At 56.4% G+C, this 13,811-nt stretch carries 8 protein-coding genes; 1 reads left to right on the plus strand and 7 read right to left on the minus strand.

Annotation, left to right across the window (positions count from 1 at the left end):
- Positions 1-123 precede the first annotated feature (123 nt).
- On the plus strand, positions 124-801 hold the full coding sequence (locus tag Q4606_RS11490; RefSeq protein ID WP_303595930.1) for a glutathione S-transferase family protein: 678 nt from the start codon (positions 124-126) through the stop codon (positions 799-801).
- Between the two features lie 107 nt (positions 802-908).
- Here Q4606_RS11490 and Q4606_RS11495 read toward each other — a convergent pair whose 3' ends face one another.
- Genes Q4606_RS11495 through Q4606_RS11525 form a run of 7 tightly spaced genes read right to left on the minus strand, consistent with a single transcriptional unit; the run spans position 909 to position 13,806 of the window.
- Positions 909-2,126 (minus strand): hypothetical protein, encoded by a 1,218-nt coding sequence (locus tag Q4606_RS11495; protein ID WP_303607608.1) that lies wholly within the window; start codon positions 2,124-2,126, stop codon positions 909-911.
- A 2-nt stretch (positions 2,127-2,128) separates the two neighbouring features.
- On the minus strand, positions 2,129-2,419 hold the full coding sequence (locus tag Q4606_RS11500) for a hypothetical protein (protein ID WP_303607609.1): 291 nt from the start codon (positions 2,417-2,419) through the stop codon (positions 2,129-2,131).
- The gene (locus tag Q4606_RS11505; protein ID WP_303607610.1) at positions 2,420-3,139 is read right to left on the minus strand and encodes a sulfite exporter TauE/SafE family protein; all 720 of its coding nucleotides are present in this window, start codon (positions 3,137-3,139) and stop codon (positions 2,420-2,422) included.
- A 29-nt stretch (positions 3,140-3,168) separates the two neighbouring features.
- Positions 3,169-6,999, minus strand: a complete 3,831-nt coding sequence (locus Q4606_RS11510) for a hypothetical protein (protein WP_303607611.1) — start codon at positions 6,997-6,999, stop codon at positions 3,169-3,171.
- Positions 6,996-10,787 carry a hypothetical protein gene (locus tag Q4606_RS11515; protein ID WP_303607612.1) on the minus strand — a complete coding sequence of 1,264 codons (3,792 nt, stop codon included), beginning with the start codon at positions 10,785-10,787 and terminating at the stop codon, positions 6,996-6,998. The genes Q4606_RS11510 and Q4606_RS11515 overlap by 4 nt, the downstream gene beginning before the upstream one ends.
- A gap of 8 nt (positions 10,788-10,795) precedes the next feature.
- Complete coding sequence (locus tag Q4606_RS11520) at positions 10,796-11,770, minus strand: hypothetical protein (RefSeq protein WP_303607613.1); 975 nt, start codon at positions 11,768-11,770, stop codon at positions 10,796-10,798.
- On the minus strand, positions 11,767-13,806 hold the full coding sequence (locus Q4606_RS11525) for a hypothetical protein (RefSeq protein WP_303607614.1): 2,040 nt from the start codon (positions 13,804-13,806) through the stop codon (positions 11,767-11,769). The genes Q4606_RS11520 and Q4606_RS11525 overlap by 4 nt, the downstream gene beginning before the upstream one ends.
- Positions 13,807-13,811 lie beyond the last annotated feature (5 nt).

Genomic DNA, 13,811 nt, shown 5'->3' on the forward strand with positions numbered 1-13,811 from the left:
CCAATCCGGTAAACCGAACGGTTTTGGCTCGGGCAGCACTGTTGCTCCACAAAAAAAATCAATAAACTTGAATGACCGCTCAAGAAATGCTTGAATGATCACTCAAAATAAATGGAGCGACCTATGATTAAATTATTTTTTCACCCCACGCCCAACCCTTTGAAAGTTGCCCTCTACCTGGAAGAAACGGCCCTGCCCTATGAATTGGTACCGGTCGACACCTTGAAAGGCGAGCAGCATTTACCCGCATTTCGCAGTATCAATCCTAACGGCAAAGTGCCCGCCATTGACGACAACGGCGTTCGCGTTTTCGATTCCACCGCCATTTTGCTCTATCTCGCCGAGAAGTCCGGAAAATTGGGTGGTGCCCCTGAGGATCGCGCCGAAATTCTGTCATGGATGATGTTCATTTCAAGTGGCGTCGGCCCCTATTCCGGTCAGGCAGTTCATTTCAAACATATGGCGCCAGAAAAACTTCCATATGCCATCAATCGCTACGAGCGGGAGACCCAGCGTCATTATGAGGTGCTGGATAAACACCTGGAAAACCGCGATTACCTGGTTGGCGAGAGCTTCAGCATTGCGGATATCTCCGCTTGGGGATGGATCGACAAGGGGCCCTTCATTCTGGGTGAGGACGGGATGGCAAACTACCCGAACCTGAAGCGTTGGTTTGACAGCATTAACAGCCGCCCTGCCGCTGCGCGAGCACGTGAGGTGGGTAAGGACCTCGACTTCAAGACGGAACGTGACGAAGCTGCAAGGCGTGAACTGTTTCCACAGAACTACCCGAAAGCTTGAGTTATTGCGCAGCCTGCAAATGTCACCGCAGGCTGCGCCCGCATGTTTCAGCCCCGGTTAGAGGCAATAGCCACCTTCAATTCTCCCTGACGGCCTCCAAGCCAAAGTTAAGGCTTGAAAATTAAAACCCGAGGCAAGATGTTGCCCCTTTCGCCACCCCCTCTGAGAGTAAACCCCGATGCCATCCAATACGTTGTGCGCCTGGGATCAGCTTGTATATCAAGATAGTCACCCCAGGCTCGGGCTGCAGGTGGGTGGGTTGAAGCGGCACCCAGCGTCATGTTCCAAAGTCCTGTCGACGGATCGAGACGTCCCACACCTAAAGTGGGGTGCCGCCCCCCTGCTCCGCAAAATGCCACTATGCCTACGTCACCTCTTTGGTTTGGACTGATTGCCGGGTAAGCCCATGCGCGGTCAGAGTTCCACAAGTCCGGCTCATCGATGCGTTCGTTTGTTGTTCCATCAACGCGCGCTACTCGAACATAGGGAAACGGATGCAGAGCGTCGGCAGAGGCTGTCCAGGCAAATCCGAGAACGCCATCGGAACTCCAGCCGCCAGTTATCCTGTCGTCCAATCGGTTCATCCATGCGCTGGTAGCGTCGGTACTGGAGGTGTATGGCCCATTACTCCAAGGCGTAACCAGCACTGAAACCTGCGAAACATCACTTTCAGAGTCGGGCCAGCGGAATATTTCAAGCGACGGTCGGCTGGTGCTCAGGCTTGCAAAAATGGCCGTACTGCCCTCACCTCGAGCAAAGCGTAGAGATCCGAACCCGGTCGTTGACCAGGCTTCACGAGTGAGTTTTTCGCGGGCGTTGAGCTGGTCGAGCGGCAGCCTCAAAACGACGGCTTTTTGCCAGCGATTCGAGGTTGTTGAATACACGTTGAATGAGAGCAGAAGGTTGGCATCTGTTTCTGCCATGTCCGGATAATCCAGCCATACGTGATCCCAGTTTTCCTCTATGTCCTGAGGGCGAGTGTCCCACCACGTCCAGGTGCCCGGCTTGCCGGACGAACTGACGGCCACACGAATCATGTTGCCGTTGCTGTTTGCGGAAAACTGCAACAACCATATCCAGAGGCGGCGCGATTTACAGTAGTGGATAAGTTGATCGCAGCAAAAACCGGCATCCACCGGGGGCAGCTCTGTGTATGGGTCGATGAACTTCCAGGTTTTCCCTCCTGTTGTTGAGCGTGAGCAAAACCAGTTTCCGGTCACGATTATCCGTTTCCCCGAACTTGCCAAGCTGGGCTCTGTGATGGTTCCGGCCTGGCCGCCAGTTGCTGATAGGTCGAGTTCAAAGTTGTCGACAATGGTTGTCATGATCAGCGCCCGGGCTCGGGAGGTGGCTCATCCTTGATCTTTGCTTCAGGCGGCCTAGCCCTTTCAGGGGCCTGCTCGGATGTGTTGCTTTCTGGGTACGCTGACCGGTTAAGAGTTCTCAGGTTCGGTCCCGCTGCTTTGCGGTTTGGTGAGATGTTTGAATCTTTTTCATCAAAATCTGGTTTGCAGACCTCGTGCTTATCTGCGTGATGCCCTTTCTCATGCTGGCACTCCGGTTCCTGTGGGCTGGTGGTGTGAGCTTTTTCAGTGCCTTGCTGCTTTTTGTCCGCCATTTACGCCACCATTAAACGAGTCAGATACCCGCCCATTACGGTCCAGAACAGTATGCTGTACCACTTTTCCCCGATGTCGCGATTGATTTTCCGGCCGAGTAAGGTACAACCGGCCATAACCGGGACCAATGCGCCAGCCAGTAAAAGATGGCTCGTGGAAATCAGGCCGGATTGACTGAATACCAGAGCTTTTGTCATGTCGCCCACCATGGAGACCAGAGACGCGGCCCCAACGAAGTAAAAACGCTCCAGCTGGAGGCTCCGGAGAGCAACGCCTTTCAAGGGGCCGGATGTACCCGAGAAACCGGAGGTACTGCCGGAAAGAAAGGCCAGGAAAACTGCCCACGCTTTGCGAACAGGCCCTTGGACAAAGAAGTCCCCGGCAAGTGTAAGCAACAGCATGGTTGCGACCGCATAGCGAACCCACACCTCTGGCATTTGCAGCATCAGGATTGCGCCCAACGCACTCCCAACCATAACGGCAACCACAATCAATGCAGACGAGGCCCAGGGTAGTGTGTTTCTGTAAACGATCACCTTGGCTATGTTGTTACACGCCAGAAGCAACGCAGCCACAGCAATCCCCTCACGGGTTCCGATGGCGAGCATCAGGCCTGGCACAAGAACCAGTGATCCGCCAAGCCCGGCGGCGGCCGAGAGCAAAAATGAGGCCGGAATAACCAGCGTCAGGATAACTATAGTCAGTGCATCAAATTCCATGGGTGGCTTCCTTCTTTAAATAGAAAAACTCAGGGAAAGAGTTGGGTTCCGGGCCTGCGCCAGACACTGATGACCCGAGCTGCTGCGTGCGGCCAATGCCGAACCAGGTTTTCCACTCGCTCCAGTGCGCCAGCGGGAACTGCCGAAAACGGATCTGCTGTTGATCCGGCGATCGCTATAAGCAGAACGCGGTGCCCGGTGGGCACTGCTGAGAGGTCAATGTTGATAGAGACAGCACGTGGCATACGCGCAGCCAGTGGAACCTGCAATCTGTGCAGAGGCATGCCGTCAGCGGCAAGCGGCACATTCCATCCCGCTGGTATTGGCTGTGGCGCGCCGCCGGTAAGGCTCCTGGCGAAGGGGATGAGATCGGAGCAATCGGTTGCCAACAAAATGTTCTGGGACGGATCAGAGCGCCACAAAAGCACAACGAACGCACCGTTAGCCGCGACCGGCCTTGTGTCACGGTGATGCAATAACACGTCCACAGTGCTTCGCTCTCGAAAAACCCGCCAAACATTATTGGTATCTCGCTGCGGCACTACGGTCTCCATCAGGTCTATTTCAGAACCTGGAAGATCGGGGACTGCTGCGTTTTGCCAGGGAGCCCGATAAACGCCGGGAGCGCCATTTTCATCCTGAGCATTGGCCATCACAGCTGTCCATAACGCAGCATCTACTCGCCGGGATCCGGGCGCTGGAAGTGTTAGCAATCTGCGGTGTCTCTCCACCAGGTCACCAAACTGGTCACTCCATTGGCCATTGGGAATGACACTCGGATAAATCCAACGAAAAGCCGTCTGGAATGTCCAAAGCTGGTAGCGAAGATTGCTGTTCCGGAGAATGGAACCACGGAAAGACGGCGGGGTTGCAACCGGTGCCTCGGGGCGGATACAGATGTCGGGGCTGGCGAAAAAGGGTTCTGCTGTTGCGCCTGGCCGCCGCCTGGGATTCTGCATCGGTGTCGGGAACATCCGGCGGTCGTCCCGGGCGTGTACCCGCAGATAAGTGCGGCTCGGTTCATCGGCTGCAAGGTTTACTTCCCATACGCCACGGGATTGCAACGCCGCTCGCAGAAGGCGGGGTGAGCCTGCTGCGCCGGCAGGATCAGTCCATACAGTCAGGTCCTGAACGGTGGATTCTGGCAGACCATTCACAAACAGTTGCCATGGGCCGTGAGCGTTACCGGCTATTTTGGTGGCACGCCAAACCGCTGACGCGGTGCCCACATACACGGCGCTGGCGTTGGCCGGATCGACAACAACCGAATACGCCGGATCGATGGGACCGTTCAGTAACGGCGGGACTGGCGGCAGGACCTGCCCCAGACCGGTCAGGCGAAATCCGCCTGCGGCATTGTCAAAATAGTAGCAGGTGTCCTGAGCCACATCCGGTGGAACCGCAGCCACGGCGGCATTTGGGGGCGAAGCAGGGATTGCAGGTGTCCACTGGCTGGTCTGGCCGGTTCCCGTAACGTAGAAATCGCTCGTTCCGGGCACCGGTTCAATATCTGTAAAAAACGTTGCTTTCGGCAGGACCAATGGTGCAGCAGGAGCCAGCGTAGCCGGCGATAGCAAGATCGTCGACGTCCAGCGCCCGGGATTGTCTAAGCTTTCCTGGTATCGGACAACACCTTGATTAAACAGTGCAAGAACCGTGCGTTCATCTGCCCATTTCACCGTGACAATTGGCCCAAGCCCGCCGGCCGGCACGCCAAAGGCCAGGTTTGCGGGTGTGCTGGGCCCCCGTCCGCCCGTGCGTGGATCTCGGGCCTGTACAAACCCGCCGGCCGCGCTGGCATCCAGAACTCTCCAGATATTGGGGTTGCGGGTTCCCAGGTTATCCGTGATCCAGACCCGGTTGGTGCCCAAGGCAATTCGGCCAAGGTTTCCCGCCGCACGACGAATGGCGGCAATGCCTGAATAGAAATTACTGGCGGCGAATTCTGCGTCACTGCCAGTCGGGTCACGCGGGTTCGGGGGTATGCACGGCGGCACGTAGCTTGCGGAAGGATCACAAGCCCAGTCCGCAGTGTTAAACTGCCCCATCACATAATGCGACTGCACCGGATGGAAAATGACACCACCGCCATCGCCCTGCATGTTCGTTTTCATTTCCCAGACTGTGCTGCCTACCCTCACCTGTCGACCGTTGTCCTGGCAGCCCAGCATCGCGAAGTGACTGGAGGTCGGGTGATTTGCGCAAAATACCGACTCGATGGAGGCTAGCCCCACGTTCTTTGCTGCAAATGTGTTGATTTGTCCGTTACGCAGGGAAACGAACACACCTCCGTCGCATCCTACCCAGATCTGGTTCGTTCCGTCGGGATTGTTGGCCTTACGCAGGCTGTGAACGTCAGGGTGAACTGTGTGGCCAATGAGCCCCGGTCCCACAGGACCCTCGGATGTGTTGGTGATTTGATCAGAAACGCCCGGCGAAGGAATCAGATTGTTTCCGCTGACATCAAAGGCCCAGATAGAGGCGTTCCAGTTTGTCAGCCAGATGAGAGATCCACCGATGTAGACGCGGTCGATTCTGGCCGGAGGGGAACTGTCGGATGCCCGGGTAGTAACCACTATGGCTTGGTCATAATCCCGCTGTCCCGGCCAGAGATCAGCCGTGGTGGGCACATTGTTGAGTGGGGTAGCGTTGGGCACCGCGGGCGCAATCGCACCGGGATTCGCAATCTGCCAGACGTGAGCAACAAGGGGGGAATTATCGGCGAAAGGGTTGGTATCCACCTCGCCCAGCACGTAGATTCGGTTGTTATCGTCGTTTACGGCGAGGCTCATTCGGCCGAGCAGGCGACTGATCACAGGCACTGCCGGGGGCGGTAGAAAGTTCATCGTTGCCCAGGAAAAGCTATTGCCGTTGTCATCGGAGAAGGCAACGCCTGTGTGGCTGAAACAGACGAACAGCCGATTGCCTACGTAGCAGAGATCAGTGGGGTCGACGAACTGGATCGCAACACCTCGAGCAGGCGGCACTGCCGGTGCGGGTGGGAACTGCAGCGGGATCCATGCGAAGGCCAGATTGGCACCTACCATGGATCGTGTGCCCCGGAACAAGCCGCCGGATGTTGCTGCGATAACCTGATCTGTATCCGAACCGGCGACTGCACCAGGGACTCTTACCATACGAACAACAGAAACACCTTCCAGCCTGTCGATGCCGGTTATCGTTTCCCAAGGATCAGCATTCAAAGCCGTATGTGCTGGACCCCAGGCCGCGAGAATGCCCATACCAAGGGTTGGTGCCGAGCCAGCCGAATCCTGGGCCGCACCAATTTCCCCTGTGCCTACCATCACAAAATCAGCTACCGCATCGGCACCAAATGACACCAACAGACAGCCGGTAGCAAAAGCACTGGTATGGCCACCCATTCGTCTCGGCTCATTGGCCCAGCCACCAAGCGGTTCCCAGGTTGCGCCGCCATCGCCAGTGTACCAAACGCCACCTTTGGCCGTTCCTGCATAGGCCCGCAAGCCATCGGGGCTGACGGCCAGATCGCGGACTCGCCCGGATACTCTGGGGCGTCCATTCGCTTGCCCTTGCCTGACAACCGAGGGACCTATGGGGACCCAGCGATTAGAGTTATTAACGGCAAACGCCATGGGTGCAGGCCCAGCCATCGGTGACGGCCCCGGTGCTCGACCAGGCTCATCAAATTCGCCAATTCCCGCCTGTGACATGAATGCACTTAACGACGCCGACAGGGCCTGGCGGTCTACAAAACCTGTACTCCCCTCGAGAAAGGCATCTCGAGCCGTTGAATTTTTTTGTTTTTTGGCTTTCCTGTCTCGCCTGCGCTTCCATGCTTTTTCCGCGGAAATGCGAGGATCGGTGGATGCGTTGGTCATGATTCATCCTCCTCGATTATGCGAATCCAGCCTTCCTGAAATTCATGAGGCATGCGCGGTAACAAGGCAGATTGGCTCGCAGACACGATTGGATCATCTCTCCATGTCAGCGGCCCCGTTCGTTTAGTGAATTGTTGTCGATCTCCCAACAGATTCACCTTCGGCAGTCTGATTTCCTCCGGGTCCACCAGCACCGGCCCTACTCTTACTGAGGGAATAACACGTTTCAGCCCCTGGTTGATCCACGCATCGTTCAGCGCCAGGGATTTTCTGGGCAATACACCCGACGTCAGGTTTACCTTGCCCGCTGGAAGCATCAGCAAGGTCAGTCGATATGACTGCCCGGGTCGGATATAGAGCGTGTCGTCGCTGAACAAGTAGGGGTGATCCAGGGGTTGAACATCGGGTATGTGGACTTGGCCTAGCAAGCCAAGCTGGCCACGACGGCGACCGGAATCCCGGGCGAGAGCGGCTATGGATTTGTCGACCAGATGAAAATGGTCGTAATTGTCGTCAATGAAATAACCCAGCAACGAATCGTCGCTTCTCTGCAAGTCGCCCAAACGCACAGGAAAAGACTCATCCCGTAAGGCGTCAAAAGCTGCGCGCCTGGCTTTCGCGGTTTCTTCCGAGTCAACCCGAACGTCATCCAGATCATCAGGAATATCGAGCCTTAACGTTGCCTTCACCACGGCAATCGGGCGGCCAACCAGCCCGGCGACTGTTGCCGACCCAAGCGTACTGTAGGTGTCTACTGACCAGAGAGTGGTGTCGATTGCGCGGAGAAGCGCGGTCAGAGAACTTTCCGAGTGAGGAAGTTTGCCGTCGCGCTGCCGGACATCTGACCGGATAACGCCGGCTGCCAGCTTGCCCAAAGGCGTGGCGCTGGGCGGAAGCTCTGCCATGGGGCCAGCTCCCGGCGGTAGTGGCCGCCCCGGTGCAGGTTCCCAGCGCACGGCCCCCGTGAGTTCATGATGGCTGATCTGGCCGAGAGCATTTCCCTTAATATCAAACACCTCCAGCGATTCATCAATGTGATCGCTGAGCAGGAAGCCGGCGACAGGATTGACCGCCAGATCCGGCTCCAACTGATTAACAAAGGCTTCCGGTGCGAGCAAAGGCTCGCCCTGGTAGGCAGGGTCAACCAGACGAAACAGCCAGCGCGCCCCGCCTTGTATCCTTGCCGACATCTTCATGGACGAGGGCTCGTCGCTGATTTCTAATGATGTAATCGTGTGGATGTTGTTGGTGGGCACATCCAGAACTCGCCCGAACGCATCCACCAACCGCAGTGCGCTGAATTTGAGAGTGCCACCAAACAGCGGCAGTGGGTCTGCAACTACTTCCGGGCGATCGTCGGCTTCGGGGGCAGAGAAAAAACCGCCGCGATAGTTAAGCCCTAAAAGCTGTTCGCGGACTCCGTCTAACGAAGCTGAAGCGAGATCCAGTGGCTCCAGAAAATCCGCCAGTGATTCGAGTGAACTTTGCTGTGACACAGTGAGTGACTCATTGGTGGCCTCACGTTCCTGTTCGGCTTTTATCCACCGTTCAATGCCGCTATGAAGTGCTGTGCCAAGCCCCCTGTTGACCGGGCTGCGGCCCGATATCTCTACCAACTGGATGTCAGCCGAATCGCCACGACGAATCATCTCCAGTTGGCCAAGCTCCCAATCGCTGATCCGGGTCGATCCTTCCAGTTCTACACGCCACTCCAGCCATAGGGGGACCCAGGGCTGCCGCCATGCGGTCACCCCCAAGGGGTCCGGGCTGGAGCCTTGGAGGTATGAAGCACGGCTCAGTTCGGCCGCGGCCTGCTTCTTCAACGCGGTCCGGGAAAAAGACACAGAGCGCCAGCTTTCCTCTCCCGGTGCCTGCGGACTGAGTTCGCTCTCGGACAGCGTGTATACCCCACTCCCATCGTAACGCCCATCGATGGAAAACATCCGTAGCATTTCACCTTCGATGCGATGCTGATACTGAACCTGATTCGCTTCTTCGTCCGCAGCAGCGTTGGCCAGCCATCGGCTGCAATAAGGATTCAGCACCATTGCCTCGCGCACGACCGTTAAAACTTCTGGCGGAATGGCACCCGACCCGAGAGTTGGTACAAGGTCGCGGGCTTTAACGACGCCTGCGATACCTTTTTGGGCTTCGTTCGGGTAACGGCACCGCAAACGGCCTTCATCGTCGTGTAAGCCATCGAAGTGGTGACGCAGGCTGGGTCGGGCCCCTTTTATGGCAATAGAGGGCGGTTGAGGGATAAATACTCTGGGGGCTGGCCGCTCCACGGTTCGACGGTTCCCTGGCACAGTTTTAGCCGACTTTTCTTCAATATTGCGTGCGTTTCCGCTGGATTTTTTGCCTGCCGGCCGGAAGATCACCTTGTCCCGCCATTTTGGCACCGGGCTCAGGTTTTTATCATTGCTTTGTGGCCCGAGTTTCGCCCGGCCTTTTCGGCCTACTGTGGTGGCATGTACCGATGCGGAGTCCTCAGCTCTGAGGTGGTCGAGCTTCGCTGCCGGCAAGGGCTTTCCGGGCAAGGAGCTGAACATGTCATTGTGCTCGCGTTCGGCAATATCCCTGAGGCCATCCTGGGTTCCAATCCTGTCAATCAGATCGCTGGTAAAAGCTGCCGCTATCATTTCTGCCGCACGCCGCTGAGACAAGCTGGCTCCTAACGTTTGAGCACCGAGAGCTGTAACCAGGTCGTCGGTATCAAAACCCGCAGAAACAGATAGCGACGCCTTTCTGGGCCGCTCATCAGCGTCTGGTAGCAATGCATCCACGGGCACACCGGTGATCATCCCGTGAAAGAGCGACAGAAATTCAGGTGGTTTCTGAGCAATCAAAACTTTGGATGCTTTTAAAACCGGCAGAGCCATGTCCGGGACAACATCAATGTAAGTGAACGATTCTTCTCTGCCGCGGGCAACGATTTTCGTGGGTGTTGTTTCGGCCGGTTGCTTTAACTTGCCCTTGGCGAGTAACCGCTCTGCAACAGCAAGGTCTGGCTCGTTTCCGGGCGGTTCGGCCTCCGGGTCAAGCTGCCAGCCAAGCTCCGACAATACATCCAGCAGATCCCCCTTGCCGACAGCCAGGGGGTCCTTGTTGCTGTCGGTATGCCAGCCTGCCACCACGTAGGTAGCCACGTTTTTCTCGAAGCCGTCCTTTGCAACTTTCTTCAGGCTGGGCAGATCCTCCAGGGCATCGTGAAAGCCAAACCGCCCTGCACTCGCCTGGTAGGACGCTGTCCACAGGGGCGACCCGCCAATAGTTCCGTCGAGTTGGCCGAAGGTCGGTTTATCCTCATTGTTATTGGTTTCACCACTATATTGGTCCAGTGGTGTTACGGATCCTTTCTTTGAATCCACCACCCAGCCCCGGAGCATGGGTCGTTTGATGCCCACAGGAAACAGCGAGCGAATAACCACCCAGCGGTCGGGAAGTTCGGTCATTTCAAGCTCGCCGCCTGCTGCCGAATCGCCGCCTCTGAGCAACGCATCGGGTAACGCCCAGTGCAGATGTATGCCAGCCTCAGGCAGCGTGCCTTCGGCAAACGGCAATGGATCACCCGGCCCTCCTGTCACGGGTACCAGGGTTTCCCGGTTGCCCTCATTGGCGACGTAGGCCTGAACATCAATGGGAACCAGTATTCGTTTGCTTCGGCGCAGGTTCGGGTCCCAGGTTGTAACAGAACCCAAGTCTGTGTTCGCCCTGACCAGCCATGCCCAGCGTTCGTCGAAAACGGCCTTGGTGAGAGTTTCCTTCTTGAGCAAGTGTTTAAACATGGCCGGCCTCACAGTTTGAAGGTGGTATTGACCATCGACACATACTCGATGGAAGGCCGGAACATTTCATGGACCGGCGGCACCTGAACTTCGCCAAACACCTGTCGCCATGGAAAACGGATTAGCTGGAGAGCGTATTCGGCACTGTCCAGACCGTCATCGTTGGCACCTGTCTCATCATGTGCCGCAAGGGCTTCAGACAAACGGCGAATATCCACCACGCCAGATGAGCCAACCCGGAAAGGAACGTCTATATCCTTTGCGCCATCTTCATCAAGGTATTCAAAGTCATCCTTGTTACGGGGGCGCAGCTTGGCAGAGCGCTGATTGCCATTGTCCTCATGCATAAATCCGAATTGAACGCCCTGTCTTGGCTCCTCGATGTGGACGACCTTGGGGATGCCGTCAAACATGCAAAGCAACACCGCCGGGGCCAGACGTTCAAGGCGCAACAGTCGCATTCGACGGGGATCCTCCTCCGGGAATCGGTCATCTTCGCGGTCTTCCAGATCGACATTGAATGCACGGACATGAAAACCTGGCCAGCCGGATACGGCCGAAGAGCGCAAAAGAAAGCCGCTGATGGGGCCTGGCTGCCCTGCGAATCTGGCCATGCCTTCAACTCGTCGAACATTCCGTTCCTCGGTATCCAGCTCTGCGCGAATAGCGGGGTACTGGGCATCGATTTGTATTCGGTCGTCGCTGTTCACGGTGCCGACACTCAGCGCACCTTGCACGACGGCGTCTGTCCAACGTCGATCCAGATAAAACCAGCGAATTGACTCTTGTGGAAGCAGTTCGCTGTCGGCAACCAGGTTGGCAAAAGGCACACCTTCCAGTAACCGCAGCCGAACGAGCCAGTTTCTGAGTTCTGCCGGCATAGCGGTGTTTTCGTCAGGCTTGAATTCTGTAAAGGGACGACGCTCCGCATTTACAATTTCAGCGCCAAGGTGTTCAAGAATATCGCTGCTTATATTGATCATGATTCGTCCTCATCCGTGAAGCCATGACGCCTTGGGTCACGCAGGATTACATCCAGATTGTCGTTCAGGACGTCTACCCTTAAGCGTTCTGTCACCGGGAAAGCCGGGCCCGTCAGGTGGTCGTCCAGTAATTTGTTTGAAAGCGCACCGGAAACCAGATCGATCCTTTGTTTGTCCAGATCCACTCCGAGGGTGTCCCGAACATCGACGAGCCCCAGTTCATTTAACAGCAAGTCGTCCCTCGGAATCTTGGCATCACGCAGCCCATTGAGTACCTTGCTCAGATTCCCGGTAAAAAGAGACTTTTCCAACCCAAGCCCTCGCGCCAGCACGGCGCTTGCCTTGCCCTCGAACTCCAGCGGTCGACCGGGCGTAACACGAGCTAGGGGGTTGCCAAGGAACTGATCCGGGTTTTTGACGATGGCGTCTGCAAATAACCGGCCTACCAGGGGGCCAATTTTATGCGCGTCGATCTTTTCAAAACTGACACCCAGCATCTCTTCCCAAAGGCTTCGGTTACTGGCCATTAGCGAATGCAGACGTGCCGCGTGGTAATCCGCCTGACGCCAGCGCATCAGTGAGGCAATAATGGAAGGCTGCGAAAGCGTCAGTAATCGCCCGATTTCGAAGGCCGTTGCCAGCGAGAGGTCTTCGCGGCCATCGGGGATAACGATCCTGAGTTGGTCCGAACTATGCGCAAGCTTCAGCCTGTCAGAGCCGGTGTTTTTCGTAGGGTGTGGTACCAGAGGACCGCGATACCAGGCCCGTACCCGGTCGCCTTCGCGTGTCTGATGCCCCAGCCCGACATGTCCGCTCTCGGCAACTTCAAGGGGAAGCCGCCCATTTGAAGGCTTTGCAGAACCGCCCTTGTCGCCAAGCAAACGGGAATCAAGGTTGGTCATCAGGGAACGGAAAGTGGTATCGCCCGTTGTGGTAAAGCTCCAGTGCAAAAGAACCGGGAAACGATATTCCGGATCATAAGGATGCATTTGAAAATCATCGACAATGCGAAAAGGCTCTGCCATCTGCAGGGAAACTTTCGCCGATGTGTTGATCACCGGTGAAGATGTTGACCATTGACCGCTGCCCGCAAAGGGCTTTGCCCCCGCGCCCACCGCAGCACCGGATTGGTACCGGGTGCTGCGAGAGCCTTTGATTCCTTGTGCTAATGGTACCGGATTGGTCAGTTCACCCAGATCTACAGGGTTGATACCCGGACCTCCGGGTGCAAGTGCCGTTCCCATAACCCGATGATCATCCTGCGCAGGCTGTTCCTGATACAGAAGGGTCTTGAACAGGAACGGCGTTGCGAAGGCGGGTGCGGGATCTGGCGAGCGATTAAGTAACACATCGTACTGGCCTTCTAGATTAATCAGGCACGCCAGGTATTTAACTGGTGCGTCGTTTCCTTCTTCGTCTTTTCCTGGCAACGGCAGACGGTTACTGATCACGACAGCGAGGAACCCATCGTCATCACCCATCATCAATTCAGTGTCCCGGATGTCCACTTCCCTCGCATGGGCCAGCAGATCAATATCGTTCTTGGTAGGGAATACACTGTTAATCAGAGACCTTTTGGCAACCAGACAATTGCCTTTCGCAACCTCTTTCAGGCCTTTCAGTTCCACACCCGCTGTTACGCAGTTGTTCACATCCACTGAGGATTCAAGTTTTGCTTCGCCCTCGGCAATCAGAACCAGAGCAAGCCAGGGAGTGTTTTCTGGCGCACCATCAAGGCTTCTTTCCCAAGGCAGCGTTCGGCGTTTGATCACCACCTGCGGTAAGCGGCTTCCATAGCTCCCGAATGAGTTTGCAGGTGGGTAGGTAGACAGAATCTGGTCCGGTGGCAGAAGATATCGGGGCGATCGTATGCGCAAGTGCACGTTTTCCTGATTCACGCGCAGGTCGCTCTCATCGAGCGGTGTATCCCCGGATTGTGCCGTGAAATGCTGATCTGCTCTCAGCCGCCACAAACCGGCTGTTAATGGCGCCGCCAATTTGGCATGAAGCTTGAATTTTCCTTCACCAACAGGCATGTGCT

Source organism: Marinobacter sp. 1_MG-2023 (assembly GCF_030549045.1).
Taxonomy (GTDB): domain Bacteria; phylum Pseudomonadota; class Gammaproteobacteria; order Pseudomonadales; family Oleiphilaceae; genus Marinobacter.